Here is a 16,704-nt window from a genome sequence, read left to right as displayed (position 1 = left end):
TCAGTTCTGGTCTAAATTTTGCTTGCCTCAATCAAGAACCCCAAGCAACTCCATTTATTTCCTTTTAGGCAAAGGCTGCAACAACATCTTCAACCGACTGAGCCGCTAAAAGATTTTCAACCACCCTATCCTTGCCCAATTTTTTAGCAAAGAGCGCTAAAAGTTTTAGGTGCTCTTGAGCATTGTCAGTGTCATTGCCAACGGCAAAGAGAATCACTACTTTGACCCCCTTACCATCTAAGCTTTCCCAAGGGATTTCATACTTGTTAATGGCAATGGCAACTCCAATTTTATTAACCGCTTCGCTCTTACCATGGGGAATCGCCACAAAATTACCGATGCCTGTCTGCCCTTCTTTTTCACGCAAATAGACATCCTCTAAAAAACCATCGGCATCCTCCAGATAGGCCTGCTCTTCCAGCTGCTGGCAGAGCTTTCGCAATACCTCATCCTTGCTTCTAGCAGTGAGATCTGTCAATACCAAGTTTTCATCAATCACATCTGTCACTTCCATAAATTTCTCCTTTTTATAATGACTTCCGAGAAAAGACCAGACATAGCCTATTAACCAGCTTCATAAATTTTCTAGCATGATTTCCAACTGTTTTAAATCCACCTTCCTCAATTGATTAATAAAGTGCTCATCGGCTAACTTTCGCACAAAGGTCTGAATAGCGAATTGCTCGGTACTACAGGTCTGACTGTCCAAGGCAATAGTAAGTACCAGCTGGACGTGATTAACAGTCTCAGACCAGTTGACTGCTGATGCCAGTCTGCTAATAATGATGCGGTTGGCTAGACCTGGAAGTTCAATATGGGGCAAGACTACTCCCGGTGCAATCTCAATACTACCCAATTTTTCCCGCCAGACCAAGGCCTCCAAAATAGCTGACTGATCAATGGAGGAATCTTTTGCAAGCTCCGTTGCTAGACACCGATAGACCTCTTCCCGACCAGCCAGAGCTAGATCTAAGTGAATGTCATAAAGATTAGTGGCCATAGCGAATCTCCTCAATCTTTCGCCGAATACGCCTCTGATCATCCTCCGTCATCAAGGCACTGACTAGGATTTTGGTCATATTCTCTGGTATCGCTACATTAACGGTTGTAATTAACAGCTGGGCCTCTGGATATTGCCGACTGACATCGGCCAAATCTCGATAGGGCAGAACCGATAAGATGGCTAAATCGCCAAATTGCTGTTCAATCTTGGAGCGAAGCAACTCTGAGGTTCCAATGCCAGAAGTACACATAATTAAAGTAGGAATCGGCGGTGACTGAGTCTCTTGATAGCGAGCAAAGTAGAGGGTAATAAAACCAACTTCATCCAGATTAATAGTTGGAAAACCATACCGTTGACTGACTGCTTCTGAAACGCGGCGAACCCGATCAAAAATTTGAGGATAGGTCAATCGTATATCCGACAGCATGGCATTTTTTATCCGAATCTTGTGGTCCAAACGCCTGAGCATGGGACTAATATGATTGGCCAAGTCGACAAAGATAGGAGAATCCTCTATAATAGCCTGTCCTCTATCGGGAAGTATCTGCTCGAAATAGAAGTGAGTAATTGTCAACGTTCGCTGCGAAAAATAAATCGGAGCAGACTCATGAATATCCTGAAAGTGGGAAGCCATCAAATATTGATAGAGATGATAGACTTCACTATCATCAACACTAATCCCTAATTTTTCTCTAACATCCTGAATGACTCGCCAGCTTTCTTTCATCAAGGAGTTCGTTTCTTCAAAATTCTGAAGAGGTTGATGGGTTCCCAGGAAAATCTTCCCCTTTTTAGAACGCATAATCATGATATATAAGTGGGAAAAAACATTAACATCATAAGGGTAGGGAAGAACTGCTTGCAGATGTTGTTCAATAGAATGAAGCTCAGCCCGAATAAAGCTAGCCACCTCCCTATCAATCGTTTGATCTTTTCCAAGAGATAATTGCTCCAAATCAATTGTTCTAAACGTTGGGACCAAATCCGCAATAGCCCGGCGAATATTCTGCTCCTCTCCATGAATAGAGAGAGTACGCCCCCGACTAAGCAAACGTAATTGATAGTCATTCAAAAGTTTTTGTAACTCCAGCTTATCCTTTTGAATAACAGATTCGCTGACAAAATAATCTTGGCACAAATCATAGAGCGCCAGACCTTTGGGTGCTCTAAGCAAAAGACGCTCCAAGATCAGTTCCTGTCTATTCTCAACCGTTACGTCATCATGAAGAAGATAGGATCTTTGAGTAAAGGTCAGGTATTTTTCTTGATTCAGCCAATACCCCCTGCCCTTTTGAGAAACAATCAACTGACCGTTATGCTCTTGATTGAGAGACTTAATCATCCGATAAATGGTCTTTTCTGATCTTCCCAGAGCCTGAGCTAATTGACTAGCCGTCACGTAATCTGATTGCTGGCTCAAAAAGAAGAGAAGCTCATCAATTTTTTTCCGACTTTCAACCATAATTTTTTCCCCACTTACACCTTTATTCTATAGCTTTTAAAAAAGTCCGCTTATTAAAAAATGGCCATTGCAACGGTCATTTTTTTCTTATCCTCACTTTAAATACCCATTCTTACAAAAGCGTTTTAAAATCTCGACAACCCGCTTACATTTGGGTATGCAAAAAGGCCAGCGAAAATCGCTAACCTATGCTTATCTCATCAACTGTTCGGGTCGTCTAAACTGCGGCCATGCAGGCCTTTTTGGCGCTGGATTTGGCGGAGTTTTTCTGGGGTTACGTCATTACCATCTTCATCCACCAATTTGATACCTTCAATGTGGTGACGCAGATTTCGCCGGTAACCCTCGATGTATTCCTTGCGCAATTCAGCCTGCTCCACCTTTTCTTGGCCAGTTAGGCCTTGCGTTTTTTTCTTTTTAGCAAGCTCGTTAATCCGAGCAATTTTTTTAGGATCTATTGTCATCACCTTCTTATATTATTTTTACGAGAGCACTTTCGCCAGCACCTACTTAGTCGCCAACTTATTAAAGGCTGCAACTTGACTGGCTTTATCAGCCAAGTCTGAGAGGATAGCTAAGCGATTGTTTTTCACCGCTTGGTCGTCTGCCATAACCATGGTATTGTCAAAAAAGGCATCAATGACTGGACTGAGGGCAAAGAGTTGCTCAATATTTGCACTTGCATCCTTACCCAACTCAAGCTCAGCAACAGCCTGAGCCAAAGCTTTTTCTTGCTCATTTTCAAAAAGACTAGCCTCTACAGTAGCAGCACTGTCAGCTTTTTCAGCCAAGTTAAAGACACGAGACAAGCTTTCAACCGCTGGTTTGTAGCTGTCTTTTTGCGAGGCCTCTACAAGGGCATCCGCTGCAGCTAACATGTCTGATACAACAAAAGTAGAGCCAGCGAGAACCGCTTCCTTGATGTCCTTTGGTGTCTTGCCCATCATCTTATCTACACGGGCACGGATGAAATCAAGGACTTCAGCTTTATTATCGTAAGTTAAGCTGTCAAAAGCAAGACCATAGAGGTTGTCCACCAACTCATCCATCGCAATGGTCCAGCCAAAAGCATCTAGGATGCGGACGATCCCTTGCGTCGCACGACGCAGAGCGTAAGGGTCATTAGAACCGCTTGGGATGAGACCGACTGAGAAGAAGCTGAGAAGCGTATCCAACTTATCAGCCAGCGCCAAAACAGCACCGACCTTGGTTTCTGGAAGCTCACCATCAGCCGAATCAGGCAGATAATGCTCACGGATGGCTGTCGCAACAGCTGCTTCTTCGCCTGCAAGAAGAGCGTACTTCTCACCCATAATGCCTTGCAGCTCATCGAACTCACCGACCATACCAGTCAAGAGATCAAACTTATAGATAGCAGCTGCACGAGCAACAGCTGCCGCCTCATCTGATGAAAGCTCTGCTAGTTTTGAAAGATAGTCCGCAATAACACCAACACGCGCCATGTGTTCAGCCAGAGAGCCGATCTTTTCGTGGAAGGTCACCTGAGACAGCTTAGCCACAAGATCTTCAATCCGAAGTTTTTGATCCTCATGCCAGAAGAATTCCCCATCTTCAAGGCGTGCAACCAACACTTTTTCATTGCCTTTGACGACGTTTTCCAGAGCGACATCATTACCATTACGCACCGAGATAAAGTTAGGCCTGAGCTTACCTTCCTGATCACGGACAACGAAGTAGCGTTGATGACTCTTCATGGAAGTTACAAGGACTTCTTCTGGAATCTCCAAATATTTCTCATCAAAACTCCCCATGAAAGCAGTCGGATATTCAACCAAGTTAAGGACTTCATTGAGAAGATCTGGATCGATATCAACTTGGACATTTTCCTTAGCTTCAATAGCCTTGATCTGTTCCACAATCATGCGCTCACGCTCAAGGCTATCTGCAATCACAAATTCTTTACGAAGGACATCTTCATAAGAATCTGCAGAAGCAATCTCAGTTTCTTGACCCAAGAAACGATGACCACGACTGATACGACCTGACGTGATATCGAGAAAATCCATATCAAGAGCTTTATCATCTAAAAGTACGGTCAAGGTGTGAACAGGACGAATGTACTCAAAGGTATTCTTAGCCCAGTGCATACTAACTGGGAAGGTAAGACTATTAAGCACTTCAGGGATGCCTGCTAAAACCTCTTCAGCAGGTTTGCCAGCTTCATTTTTAGTCACATAAACATACTCAACACCTTTGACTTCCTCAAAGCGGATATCATCAGTGGTCAAACCTTTACCACGCACAAATCCCTGAGCAGCCTTGGTGAAGTTGCCATCGCTATCTAGGGCAATTTTTTTAGCAGGACCTTTGAAATCCTCTTTTAAATCAGCTTGCGCATCAGCCAAGCCAATCACACGAACTGCCAAGCGACGCGGTGTTGAAAAAGTTTGGATAGCGTCGTATGACAGACGATTTTCTGCCAAAAAGGCCGCCATTTTTTTACCCAATTGTTTTTCACTTGGGGTTACGACATAGGCTGGAAGTTCTTCCAGACCAAGTTCTACTAATAAATTTTTTGTCATATTTTTTCTCCGAATGTTCCTTTCTTTGACATCTTTCTTGGTGGTGAGGTCGCAAGCGACCACCTTCGGTGTTCCATTGCTAATCTTCGAGCCTAAGGTCTCGCCGATTCCCTTGTACGATAAATCGCACTGCCACCACAGCGAAAGATCTCCTTTGGAGCTCACTACGTTCGCTTTTTAAATGCCTAATTTGAACTACTCTGCGTCTTCAGCTAATAACTTAACTCGTGTTTCTTCGTCCAAAAGTGGGTAACCCAATTTTTTGCGTTCAGCCACAAAGGTCTTAGCAACGATCCGAGCTAAATTACGAATGCGGGCGATATAACCCGCACGCTCCGTTACAGAAACGGCACCACGCGCATCAAGCAAGTTGAAGGTATGTGAACACTTGAGAACATAGTCGTAGGCTGGGTGAACCAGACCTTGTTCCAAAGCTCGACCGGCCTCTTTTTCAAACTTGTCAAAGTTTTCAAGGAGCATATCTTGGTCTGAGATTTCAAAGCTGTATTTTGAATGCTCGTATTCTGGCTGCAAGAAAATTTCACCGTATTTAACACCCGGCGCCCATTCGATATCATAAACCGAATCCACTTCTTGAATGTAAGAGGCCAAGCGTTCCAAACCGTATGTAACTTCTGCGGTTACGGGACCTGTCGCCAAACCACCGACCTGTTGGAAATAAGTAAACTGAGTAATTTCCATCCCATCCAGCCAAACTTCCCAGCCGAGACCAGCCGAACCTGTTGAAGGATTTTCCCAGTTGTCTTCAACAAAGCGAATATCATGCTCCAAAGGGTTGATCCCCAGTTTTTCCAAAGACTCAAGGTAAAGCTCTTGAATATTGCTTGGCGATGGTTTCATAACCACTTGGAATTGGTGGTGCTGGTAAAGGCGATTAGGATTTTCCCCATAGCGCCCATCAGCCGGACGACGTGATGGCTCCACATAAGCCGCATTCCAAGGTTCAGGTCCGATAGCCCGCAGGAAGGTGTAGGGGCTCATTGTCCCCGCACCCTTTTCATTGTCATAAGCCTGCATCAGCATACAACCCTGATCATTCCAGTATTGTTGTAGGCTAAGAATAATCTCTTGGAAGGTTAGTTTTTTTGACATTGCTGTCCTCCTTTTTCCTCTATTAAATGGCAAAGCCAGGATACAAAAAGAACCATGTCTTTAACCCTCATGCCATGTGACATAGGGGCGTTAAAAACGCGGTTCCACCCTAATTTATTACTTCATTTTATTACAATTAAACTTAGTTGAGCAACTAAGAGAAAGCGCCAGTTATTCCTTTTTTCTATTCGGCTTCCACCATTCCGAACTCGCTGAGAGAAACGATTGAAACAACATTCCTTCTTGGGGTACATTGTAGCAGAAAAGATACGGATTGTCTAGGCTTACCTCGCTTTCATATACTCAAAAATAGACATAAAGAAATCTCGACTGACTTCAAAATGCCCGTAGCGCAACTGACTGGCATAGATTTTCCAGTCTGGGTGCTGCCTTGCCACTTCAATTGGGCAGGGACGAATAGACCTATAATACTCAACATCCCGCCTGAAAGGGACAAAGTCCGGTGCCATTTCAAACTGATAAACCCTGTCATCCTTCATTTTACCCACAGCTGTGAAAGCCTGCAACTTTTGATCAGAATCCAGCGCCACCTTGGGACTATAATAAAGCAGATAGTCTCCTTTTTTCATGCGTTTCAAGGGACCGCCTTTGCCGTGACAAACTTGACAAAAATCGCCGTCAACACCGCGTTTGACATGATTTTCCGAAACCACTCCGACCCAAAATTTAACCATCTCTTTCCTCCAATTTTATTAAAAGTTGATTGAAGTCCGCTAGCTGATTGTCCAGCTGGCCAAAGTAATCCTGATCAATCGCCTCAACGAGAGGTAAAGCCTGATTCATGTACTCTCTGCCTGCATCTGTCAGAAAGACAACTTTTGCCCGACTATCCTGCGGATGCTCCCGCCGTTCAACCAAGCCTTTTTTCAGCAGGAGCTTAAGAACCTGAGAGACCGTCATCACATCCATATCCGAAAAAGTAGCTAGAGTAACTTGGGTAATCCAATCTTGTTTCGTTTCCAAAGCTCCTAAACTCGTCAGAATAATAAACTGCGGATGTGTCAGATTAACGTCTTGCAGAGCTTTTTTTACTCGGCCATGCCAGGCATTGTAGACCCGAGCAAATAAAAGACCCGTCGATTCCTGGTGGTTGTCCGCATATTGGGAATGAAAAGTCTTTGTCATGATGCCTCCAAAGTCTGTTTCAATTTTCCAACGCTTTCTGGCACATCGTCAAAAACCTGTTTCAAAAAGGTCAAAGCGTCCTCTGTCATATCGCCGTCTGTCAAAGAAACGGAATGTCTCAGACTGATGCCACCGGCAGGATTTTCAAGTATCTCATGTTCAAAAAGAACATTGCCAAAAGGCGTTGCTGTTACATCAGAAAAACACTGACTTTCACGCACTTCAGCTAAAGTGAAGGCAAGTTCAGGCATGCCCTCCAACTTCATTTTCCCCTTTTGTCCTGTAGTGAAATCACCGTCCAAAGTAATCTGTTCTAAATCATCCTCCCAGACAAACCACTGATCAATTTGAGAATAGTAGACCCAAACGTCCTCTTTTTTAGCATTAACAGCCAACTCAAAAGAAAATTTCATAAAAACTCCTCCCCATTAATAAGTATTTATATTATAAGTTAACTTATAATATAAGTCAAGAAAAAGAGGTCAGTACAAAAAATCTCTGCCTCTTTCATCTTGCCCTAGTTTTACTAGACTGGCGGTCCTTATCTTGGGGCGCCCACTTTCAGGCGCCCCCTTAAATAGTCCACTAAACTGTTTAGCTGCCATGCAAGGGATAGCTCCAACAGTTTGGGAAACTGTTGGAGGCTATCTAATCCCATGAACGCTGTTCATCCTATTTCCAATCTCATTCTCTTTTCATTCCCTAAGATTCCAAAAAAGAAATATGTTCCCGCACATGAGGCTTAGAAGAAAGCGCTTCTGTTATCAAAGCCTCTGCATAGTCCGTATAAGTTAAAGTACTTTTACCACTAACATTGTACCTCAAATGATCGTCCGATAATACCGTTTTACCCACCTTGGGCTGACCGAATCTTAGATCGGCAGGTGGCGAAACATAAAGCCATCTCACTGTTTGATTTCTTCTTAAAAGAGCGAAAGAATCATCTTCTGCTTGAGCAAGTGGCTTGAGTTCAGCAGGAAAATCTGTAGCGTCTACCCAACGCAGTCCTTCATCAATATAAAGACTTCCTGCACCGCCTGCTATAATCAAGCGCTTGTAACCTTCTTGCAATAGATCCAGCAAGTGTTGGGGAGTAGCAGAAAATAAATGCAAATCAGATAATTGGCTAACTCCAAATGCGCTGATAATAACGTCAAACGGTGCTAGATCTTCTTTTCTCAATTCCAAGATATCTTTTTTAAGAAAATACTGGCTAGATGTTTGATTAGATTTCCTCGCAACAGCCGTTACCCTCAATCCTTTTGCCAAACCCTCTTGGACAAGTAAACGCCCTAATTTTCCATTAGCCGCTAAAATTGCAATATTCATACTAATGCCTCCTTATAATTTACTTGTAACTTTTATCCATGCTAAAATAGTGTAAAACATAGAAAGGAAGTTGATCAAATGACACCAGATACTTGCCCTGTCAAAACAACTTTAGGCTTAATTTCCAGTAAATGGAAAATCCTTATCATTTATCTTCTACATAATAAAGGAACACGAAGATACGGACAAATTAAGCAAGAATTGGATAACGTTAGCCAGAAAGTACTTACAGAAAGTCTACGAGAACTGGAAAGAGATGGTTTAATCCTCAGAAGAGATCATCATCAAGTACCACCCAAGGTAGAGTACGCTTTAACAGATATTGGTGAAGATCTCTATCCACTATTAATCTCCTTAGCTGATTGGGGAGAAAATTATAACCACTTAAAGGCAGAATTATCCACTTCCTAATAGCATCATAAAACAAAGTGCCTACACTGTAAAGTAGGCACTTTTTGGTAACTAAGCATTTCATGTTATATTCTGACAAGGTAGTATTATTAGACAGCAACAAAAAAGAGCAGCCCAAACTGCTCTCTCAAAATTACGCGATTGTTCTAAAATCTCTCATTGCTCAAAGATTAATCCTCCATTAACCCCAAATGCTTAGCATGAAAAGCAAGATGCTGCTCCACAAAGCTGGCAATAAAGTAATAGCTATGGTCGTAACCGGCATGCAGATTCAGAGTAACAGGAAGCTGACGCTCCTTAGCCACCGCTTCAAAACGCTCGGGCTGGAGCTGTCCGGGATAAAAGCCATCCGCCAGTCCCTGATCAATTAAAATCGGCAAGCACCTATCAGGATCCACCTGAGCCAGTAGCCGGATGCTGTCATAAGCTTCCCAAGCTTTCTTATCCTCACCGAGATAGGCGGTGAAAGCCTTCTGCCCCCAAGGGACCTCCATAGGATTAACGATAGGCGCAAAAGCCGAGATAGCTGCGTAGCGCTCAGGATTCTTAAGACCAATCTGGAGGGCACCGTGCCCACCCATACTGTGCCCAAAAATCGAACGCTGGTCAGTAACTGGGAAATTGGCCTCGATCAACTCAGGCAACTCTTCGACAATGTAATCATACATCTGGTAATGTTTAACCCAAGGTTCCTGAGTGGCATTGACATAAAAGCCTGCTCCTTGCCCCAGATCATAACTCTCTGCATCTGCTACACCTTCACCGCGCGGTGAAGTATCTGGCATGACCAGAGCTAGGCCATACTTAGCAGCCCATTGCTGGGCACCAGCCTTGGTTGAGAAATTTTCATCAGTGCAGGTTAAACCTGACAGAAAATACACTACCGGCACTTTCTTTCCCGCTTCTACCTGAGGCGGCAGATAGATGGCAAAAGTCATCCGGGTCTTGGTGCTGGTTGACAAATGCCTATAGCGCTGGTGTTGACCGCCAAAAGAGCGGTTGCTTGAAATTAATTCTAGATTTTTCATAGGTTTAAGTAAATATTTGATAACCAGAGAAAGTGGGACAAAAATCAGTAAATCGTGGTAAAATCACGATTTTGATTTTCCTTGCTCTCCTATTGTTAGGCTCAGATTGAAATCCTCCACCGGAGTATTTCAATCCCACCTCTGCGGTCTGGGAGACCTTTTGAGGTTGGAAATAATATGAACAAAGTTCATGCAAGTGTTAGCTCTAATCAACCACTGCGTCAAACTGCTATATCTTAAATAGTTAAAGGAGGAAGGACTTTTGTCCCAGCCCCTCTTGTCTTTCATTGAGACACTAGTTAAGAGTTATTGGCCTCTGCTGTATTTTGACTAACTGAACACAGGCTAAAGCTCGGGATTTAAATAAGATTCTAGTCGCTTAACGGCTTAGCGCCATCCTAAACTTTCAGTCAATAATACTGAAAGTTTAGGATTAGTCAGTGACATAGAGAATTTCCATAGAAATTCTCGTAGGAGAATAGGAGCTTTAGCTCTTAGTTCGAGTAAGTCAGTGGTATCTTAGTAATGAACTACTGTCCGTATTGATTTGCCCTCATGCATAAGGTCGAAGGCCTTGTTGATATCTTCAAGCGGCATAGTATGAGTGATGAAATCATCAAGGGCGAATTCACCATCCATGTACTGGTCAACGATACCCGGAAGATCTGATTTCCCTTTGACACCGCCAAAGGCTGACCCACGCCAAACACGGCCTGTCACTAACTGGAATGGGCGCGTATGAATCTCAGCACCTGCTGGAGCAACCCCGATGATAATGCTTTCTCCCCAACCTTTATGGCAAGCTTCCAAGGCAGAACGCATGACCTCGACATTTCCGATACATTCAAAGGAATAATCCACGCCACCGTTGGTCATCTCGACGATAACCTCTTGGATTGGACGGTCATAATCGTTTGGATTGACAAAGTCAGTCGCCCCAAGCTCCTTAGCTTTTTCAAACTTATCAGGATTGGTATCAATCGCAATGATACGGCCAGCCTTGGCCATACGAGCTCCGATAATCGCGGCAAGTCCGATACCGCCCAAACCAAAGATAGCTACAGTTGAACCTTCTTCAACCTTGGCTGTATTGAGCACAGCCCCCATACCAGTCGTCACGCCGCAACCAAGCAGGCAGACTTCCTCAAGAGGAGCATCGTCACGGACCTTAACCAAGGATACATCCGCAACAACTGTGTGTTCCGCAAAGGTTGATGTTCCCATGTAGTGGTAGATAGGCTGACCATCTTTATAGAAACGAACAGTCTCATCTGGCATAAGTCCACGGCCTTGGGTCTCACGGACAGATGAACAAAGGTTAGTCTTGCCGGATAAACAAAACTCACACTTACCGCACTCAGCTGTATAAAGCGGAATGACATGGTCACCGACCTGAAACTCAGTAACGCCTTCACCGACTGCCTCGACAATACCTGCACCTTCATGCCCTAAGATACAGGGAAAGACCCCTTCACTATCCTGACCTGAAAGTGTATAAGCATCCGTATGGCAAACCCCTGTTGCTGTTATACGAACCAAGACTTCATGCGCCTTGGGCATCATAAGGTCGACCTCTTCGATCTTTAAGGGCTCATTGGGGGCCCAAGCTACAGCCGCGCGTGTTTTCATAAATTCCATCATCTATTCCTCCTAAAAGTTATTCTAGTAAGAAAGGTTTATCGCCAAAAACTGCTGTATATCAGAAAATACTGAAATTTCCCCATATTAAATCCTGTTGGGCAAGACTAGCCTTTTGCCTTAAACCATTAATAGTTTAACAAAAGAAAACAGCTGGTGCAAAATTCTAGCACCAACTGTTTGAAGCACTACGGCTGATACTAAAGTACTCAAACGAGACCAAATAGCGACTCAACTAGTTTCCCCATACCTGTTGACCATTAATATAAGTAGCCTTAAGTTCCAAGTCAGCATCTAAAACGATAAAATCTGCTGGGAGATCTGCTTTCAGCTGGCCACACTTGTCTTCAAGACCGACAGATTTGGCCGGAACGTAAGTGGCCATATGGACAGCCTCCTCAGCTGTAGCAATCCCCCAGTCAACGACATTTTTAAGGCCATCTTTTAGTTTGAGGATGGAACCGGCTAGGTTACCGCCATCCTTGAGACGGGCAGTATTATCCTTAACGATCACAGGCAGCTCACCCAGCATATAATCACCATCTGGCTGACCTCCAGCTGACATGCAATCGGTGATCATAGCCACATGATCAATACCTTTTTGCCTGAAAAGAATCTGACAAGCCACTGGCGACACATGATAGCCATCGCAGATGAGCTCAGCATAGGTATTATCAAGATTATAAACAGCACCCACCATACCAGGTTCACGATGGTTGAGACCATTCATGCCATTATAGGCATGCACCCAGACACTAGCACCTGCTTGGACGGCCCGCTTGGCATCCTGATAAGTAGCATCAGAGTGCCCCAGCGCGACAATGACTCCGGAAGCTGTGGCTTTGCGGATAAATTCAACCGTTCCTTCACGCTCAGGTGCTAAACCAATTTTGCACAGCAGACCCTTTGCAGCCTTTTGCCAGCGCTCCAGCTCCTCAAAGCTCGGATTTCTCATGTAGGAAGGATTTTGCGCTCCCTTATATCTCTCAGTAAAATAGGGGCCTTCAAAGTAGATCCCTTGAATCTTGGCACCAGCCTCATGGCCGGCTGTATCGGCGATAGTGGCACAGATATCCTCCAATTGCTGACTGCCGGCCGTCAGAGTTGTCGGCAAAAAGGAGGTGACACCGGTTTCTGGTAAGTGATGACTAATCGTAAAGAGACCCTCTCTGGAATTATCCATCACATCATGACCGGCGTAACCGTGGATGTGGGTATCAACTAGTCCCGGTGCAATCTGATAACCTGTGTAATCTAAGATTTGAGCAGCACTTGGTACACTCTCAACCCACTGACCAAAGCGGCCATCAATAATTTCAAGATAGCCGTATGGCTTAGTCTCATGAGCATAATAAAAACGATCGGCCTTAATGTAGGTTGCCATCTATTATTCCCCTCTTTCAACGAGATTTCCTTTCTTCATTATAATGTTTTTGTATCATTTTGTAAATGGTATATACCAGTCATCTTATAAACTGTAGTGCCCAACTCAATTTCAATATCTAAGAAAAATCAAAGATAGACAGAGCCTTGAGGTATAAGGACTCAAAACCTCAATCATTTTCATAGTAGGGTTACTGACTACAGAAATTGTAGAACCAATTCTTGATGTCTGCAAACGAGCTAGCCTTAGTCAAATCACTGCTCAAACCACTGATTTACTTTTTATGATAGTTGTCAGAAAAATTGTCTTTGTTTTTCGGTTTATTACCATTTATGCTAAATATTACAAAGTCGCCCTGGTTTCTCTTGCATAAGTAAATTTTAAACGTTAAAATAGCCATGTAATTTTTAAAGAAGGAAAATTTTTATGGACACATTAACTTTAGATTCAATGGCATTTGATAATTTTGAAGTAGCAGGTAGCAACTACTTGGTTAACGTTGAAGGTGGGAACTTTAGTTGGAAAGGCTTCAACGATGCCGTAGGTAATGGTGGACTTGCCGGAGCAGCCACCGGTGCCGCTGAAGGAGCGATGGTAGGAGCAATGGGTGGAACTGCCGTTTGTCCTGGTGTAGGGACTGTAACAGGTGCATTTGCTTGTGGTGTTGCAAATGGATTTATTGGTGCAGTTGCCGGCGGAATTGGTGGAGGAGTGAACTATTTACTGAATTGTTGAGGTTAATATGAAATATTGCATTACGGGAGCTATTACAGCACTAGTTGTCATAATAATTATACAATTGATAAATCGGAAAAAACCAAAATAACTTGTTGTGAAGATTGGCTTTGCTGGAGGATTTGTTGGCGGAGTAATTGACGGTGCGGGTAAAGATTTAATCGCCGGTACAGCTGTAGAAAAAGGAGCTGGAAGTGTTGTAGGTGCTGTTCTTGGCGGTGTTGGTGAAGGAATGGTAGTAGGAACTACCTGTGGTATTGCTGGTTCACAGCTTTAATTATTGTTATGAAAAATTTTTAAAAAGAAAATTTCCTGATCTATTTAATCGTTTTATTAGCCTTGTTGCTGTTTGCCAAATAAACATTTTGGAAAATTTGTGTTTATCTTACTGGCATTAGCGGTTTTAAGTATAATAATCATTTACTCAATAAGTTTTTTTCAACTTTTTAGAAAAAAGTAGTTCATACTTTTCCCCATAGTGCTATGGAAACACTTCAAGGTTTTTGTTTCTTTGTCCTATCATCTCATCGTGGCGTTAAGTATATATGGATTTATTCAGATAAAAGAGCTGACGAACGCAATAACAAAAATAGATAACAACTATCCGACTGAAATGACTGAACCGTTTATTTCAAAATTTTCGGCTTTTTGCCAATTGCAGTGTGGAATTTATAAATAAAGCACGAGAGGAGACGAAATTCATCTTCTCTCTTTTTAATATTCAAAGCACTAAAAGCATAGGCGTGTCCAATCAACAACAATCTAGCGTTTCTATTTCAAATAATATTAAAAGGCTCGGAGCACAACCAAACCTTTTAATTTAACATATACTCATAAATAGCCCTTACTAGGCCTTAAAAATTATTGAATATTAATTCTTTCTTTTTCAGTTCCCCACACACCTGTTTGGACTTGTAATTGAAGGCCTTTAGCATTTGCAACATCTTGGGGGACATCAATGGCTACTGTACTTGTTACAGAATTTCCTGGGTTAATTTCTTCTAAGAAAAACCCAGTATTATCATTAGCATACAAAGAAGCCTCAGAATCAGATTTATATTCAGTATCTCCCTTATAAATTTTAAAGAAATCATCTGAAACACTTAAAGACTCTTTACCATTATTTTTCACAGTAATATTTACCAATAGATAAACACCTTGGGCAGTCTCTCCAAAATATTCAGAGCCTACGCTAGTTGCTTGTGATACTGAATTAACCGTATACTCTACATTGCCAACTTTGACAACGTCACCAACTCCGTATGTCTTGCTAGCCTTTTTCTGACTGGCTTTCTTTTTAGTAGTTTTAATCGTATCGGTAACTTCTTTTTGTACCTTAGAATCACTGGTAGTGTTCGCACTACTCTCATCATCTTTCCCAAATGTACTACCAATCGCACCGATTATCAGCAGCAATACAATAACACTTAAACAACCTTTTAATTTCTTCATATCTTAGAACTCCCATCTAATTGATAGAAATATTATATATATATGATTTGTCAATAGATTACAAAAGTATTTCATTTTAATTTCTTCGTCTAAAATAAAAAGCCTTAAAAATAACTCATACATTCAAGACTTCATATCTTATTTAATCGAATTTAGGTCACAACTATCGCAAATAGAGATTTTCGTTAAGCCAGAGCTTCTTTATATCTTAGTTCAACACATACTCATAAATAGCCTTCGCTACACCTGCATTATCATTGCTTTCTGTCTCATAACGGCAGCGAGCCTTAATCGTATCCGGAGCATTCCCCATTGCCACGCTATGACCGGCAAATTCCAACATTTCCATGTCGTTAGCTGCATCTCCTAAGGCCATAATCTCATTTGTTTGAATATTTAATTGCTGAGCCAGAGCCTTGAGGGCTGAGGCCTTAGTCGTCTTAGGGGGCATGACTTCATAAATATAAGACTGACTTCTCACTGTTGAAAAACATTGACTGAGTTTATGCTCAACCCGAGATTCAAAACTATTTAAAACTTCTTCCTCACCCATGTACATCGCTTGAAAGACAATCTGCCCGCTAGCAGCGACATCATCGAGACTAGCCGCCTGCGCTGTATCAAAGACCAGACCCGCATCGTAGGCAACTAAAGCAGGGACACGTTCAGCAACTGCATAGTAGGTCGCTTCGGCTGTCAAAGTTAGATAGACATCCGGATCATCCGCACACGCTTTCTCTAAAAGTGATAAGTCTTCGCGGTTCAAGGAAGCTTGGCCGATTAATTCCCAATTTTGGGTATTGTATACTGTACAGCCATTATTCATGATGATATATTCCTCACCAGCTAGTCCCAACTGGTTAAAATAAGGAAGAACACCGGATTTTGGACGCCCGGTACACAGAACAATTTTAACACCAGCATCTGCTGCTTTCCGCACAGCTTCGATATTATCGGTCGGAATTTTTTTCTGACTATTTAACAGGGTACCGTCCAAATCAATGGCAATCAGTTTAATCATAAAGACTCCTTATCTAATATGTTATTTATCAATCATATCTTGAACCTTATCATAAAATTCAGGATAAACCTTCTTAAGAGCAACAAAATGTCCATCGGCTCCCATAAAACTGTGCTCAGAATGAGCCTGACAGACAAGCTGTCCATTCTGATTAGTCATAGTGTAATCAAACCCTAGTTTAGCTCCCTTGAGCATGCTGACGCTAATATCAATAGCAATGTTATCTGCAAACGTTGATGTCGCCTTATAGCGGCAATCTACTGCAGTGACCGGTGAAATAATACCATCGGCCTCCAACTTGTCATAAGGAAGGCCTACCTTCTCCAAGAAGTAGACACGCGCTTCCTCCATCCAACGAACATAGTTTGAGTGATGCGTAATCCCCATCCGGTCTGTCTCATAGTATTGAACCTTATGGATGTAACCTTGCATAGGTATG

At 42.7% G+C, this 16,704-nt stretch carries 19 protein-coding genes; 3 read left to right on the top strand and 16 right to left on the bottom strand.

What is annotated here, in order from left to right; translation table 11 throughout:
* Nucleotides 1-64: 64 nt before the first annotated feature.
* The 10 genes from AC4HAO_RS00160 to AC4HAO_RS00115 form a co-directional block, all read right to left on the bottom strand.
* A complete protein-coding gene (locus AC4HAO_RS00160) occupies nucleotides 65-514 on the bottom strand; it encodes a PTS sugar transporter subunit IIA (protein ID WP_491134202.1) in 450 nt (149 codons plus the stop codon).
* A 60-nt stretch (nucleotides 515-574) separates the two neighbouring features.
* Complete coding sequence (locus AC4HAO_RS00155) at nucleotides 575-1,000, bottom strand: PTS sugar transporter subunit IIA (RefSeq protein ID WP_491134201.1); 426 nt, start codon at nucleotides 998-1,000, stop codon at nucleotides 575-577.
* Complete coding sequence (locus AC4HAO_RS00150; protein WP_491134200.1) at nucleotides 990-2,465, bottom strand: BglG family transcription antiterminator; 1,476 nt, start codon at nucleotides 2,463-2,465, stop codon at nucleotides 990-992. Before AC4HAO_RS00150 ends, AC4HAO_RS00155 begins: the two co-directional genes overlap by 11 nt.
* A gap of 200 nt (nucleotides 2,466-2,665) precedes the next feature.
* The gene (locus AC4HAO_RS00145; protein ID WP_491093381.1) at nucleotides 2,666-2,923 is read right to left on the bottom strand and encodes a DUF896 family protein; all 258 of its coding nucleotides are present in this window, start codon (nucleotides 2,921-2,923) and stop codon (nucleotides 2,666-2,668) included.
* A 48-nt stretch (nucleotides 2,924-2,971) separates the two neighbouring features.
* Nucleotides 2,972-5,008 carry a glycine--tRNA ligase subunit beta gene (gene glyS, locus AC4HAO_RS00140; RefSeq protein ID WP_491134199.1) on the bottom strand — a complete coding sequence of 679 codons (2,037 nt, stop codon included), beginning with the start codon at nucleotides 5,006-5,008 and terminating at the stop codon, nucleotides 2,972-2,974.
* Between the two features lie 195 nt (nucleotides 5,009-5,203).
* The gene (gene glyQ, locus AC4HAO_RS00135; protein ID WP_491134198.1) at nucleotides 5,204-6,121 is read right to left on the bottom strand and encodes a glycine--tRNA ligase subunit alpha; all 918 of its coding nucleotides are present in this window, start codon (nucleotides 6,119-6,121) and stop codon (nucleotides 5,204-5,206) included.
* A 284-nt stretch (nucleotides 6,122-6,405) separates the two neighbouring features.
* Entirely contained in the window at nucleotides 6,406-6,816 is a 411-nt protein-coding gene (locus tag AC4HAO_RS00130; RefSeq protein WP_491134197.1) for an EVE domain-containing protein, read from the bottom strand.
* Nucleotides 6,809-7,267, bottom strand: a complete 459-nt coding sequence (locus tag AC4HAO_RS00125) for a MarR family winged helix-turn-helix transcriptional regulator (RefSeq protein ID WP_491134196.1) — start codon at nucleotides 7,265-7,267, stop codon at nucleotides 6,809-6,811. The genes AC4HAO_RS00130 and AC4HAO_RS00125 overlap by 8 nt, the downstream gene beginning before the upstream one ends.
* The gene (locus AC4HAO_RS00120; protein ID WP_491134194.1) at nucleotides 7,264-7,680 is read right to left on the bottom strand and encodes an SRPBCC family protein; all 417 of its coding nucleotides are present in this window, start codon (nucleotides 7,678-7,680) and stop codon (nucleotides 7,264-7,266) included. The genes AC4HAO_RS00125 and AC4HAO_RS00120 overlap by 4 nt, the downstream gene beginning before the upstream one ends.
* A gap of 289 nt (nucleotides 7,681-7,969) precedes the next feature.
* Nucleotides 7,970-8,596: an NAD(P)-dependent oxidoreductase gene (locus AC4HAO_RS00115; protein WP_491134193.1), complete on the bottom strand. Its 627-nt coding sequence runs from the start codon at nucleotides 8,594-8,596 to the stop codon at nucleotides 7,970-7,972.
* Between the two features lie 78 nt (nucleotides 8,597-8,674).
* Here AC4HAO_RS00115 and AC4HAO_RS00110 point away from each other — a divergent pair, with 78 nt between their 5' ends.
* Nucleotides 8,675-9,007: a winged helix-turn-helix transcriptional regulator gene (locus AC4HAO_RS00110; RefSeq protein WP_491134192.1), complete on the top strand. Its 333-nt coding sequence runs from the start codon at nucleotides 8,675-8,677 to the stop codon at nucleotides 9,005-9,007.
* Nucleotides 9,008-9,177: 170 nt separating this feature from the next.
* Here the strand turns inward: AC4HAO_RS00110 and fghA are convergent, their stop codons facing one another.
* The 3 genes from fghA to nagA form a co-directional block, all read right to left on the bottom strand.
* Complete coding sequence (gene fghA / locus AC4HAO_RS00105) at nucleotides 9,178-10,035, bottom strand: S-formylglutathione hydrolase (RefSeq protein WP_491134191.1); 858 nt, start codon at nucleotides 10,033-10,035, stop codon at nucleotides 9,178-9,180.
* A 519-nt stretch (nucleotides 10,036-10,554) separates the two neighbouring features.
* Nucleotides 10,555-11,673, bottom strand: a complete 1,119-nt coding sequence (locus AC4HAO_RS00100; RefSeq protein WP_491093380.1) for an S-(hydroxymethyl)glutathione dehydrogenase/class III alcohol dehydrogenase — start codon at nucleotides 11,671-11,673, stop codon at nucleotides 10,555-10,557.
* Between the two features lie 235 nt (nucleotides 11,674-11,908).
* A complete protein-coding gene (nagA, locus tag AC4HAO_RS00095; RefSeq protein ID WP_491134190.1) occupies nucleotides 11,909-13,057 on the bottom strand; it encodes an N-acetylglucosamine-6-phosphate deacetylase in 1,149 nt (382 codons plus the stop codon).
* Between the two features lie 426 nt (nucleotides 13,058-13,483).
* Here nagA and AC4HAO_RS00090 point away from each other — a divergent pair, with 426 nt between their 5' ends.
* Nucleotides 13,484-13,792: a hypothetical protein gene (locus AC4HAO_RS00090; RefSeq protein WP_491134189.1), complete on the top strand. Its 309-nt coding sequence runs from the start codon at nucleotides 13,484-13,486 to the stop codon at nucleotides 13,790-13,792.
* 97 nt (nucleotides 13,793-13,889) lie between these two features.
* On the top strand, nucleotides 13,890-14,069 hold the full coding sequence (locus AC4HAO_RS00085; protein WP_491093383.1) for a hypothetical protein: 180 nt from the start codon (nucleotides 13,890-13,892) through the stop codon (nucleotides 14,067-14,069).
* A 584-nt stretch (nucleotides 14,070-14,653) separates the two neighbouring features.
* Here AC4HAO_RS00085 and AC4HAO_RS00080 read toward each other — a convergent pair.
* From AC4HAO_RS00080 to AC4HAO_RS00070, 3 genes are all read right to left on the bottom strand, one after another.
* Nucleotides 14,654-15,244 carry a DUF4352 domain-containing protein gene (locus AC4HAO_RS00080; RefSeq protein ID WP_491134188.1) on the bottom strand — a complete coding sequence of 197 codons (591 nt, stop codon included), beginning with the start codon at nucleotides 15,242-15,244 and terminating at the stop codon, nucleotides 14,654-14,656.
* A gap of 208 nt (nucleotides 15,245-15,452) precedes the next feature.
* On the bottom strand, nucleotides 15,453-16,265 hold the full coding sequence (locus AC4HAO_RS00075; RefSeq protein ID WP_491134187.1) for a Cof-type HAD-IIB family hydrolase: 813 nt from the start codon (nucleotides 16,263-16,265) through the stop codon (nucleotides 15,453-15,455).
* Between the two features lie 21 nt (nucleotides 16,266-16,286).
* The gene (locus AC4HAO_RS00070; protein WP_491134186.1) at nucleotides 16,287-16,697 is read right to left on the bottom strand and encodes an acyl-CoA thioesterase; all 411 of its coding nucleotides are present in this window, start codon (nucleotides 16,695-16,697) and stop codon (nucleotides 16,287-16,289) included.
* Nucleotides 16,698-16,704 lie beyond the last annotated feature (7 nt).

Source organism: Streptococcus sp. ELY_137, from assembly GCF_058314515.1.
Note: the sequence above shows the minus strand (reverse complement) of the source record. Positions and strands in the feature narration are given on the sequence as shown.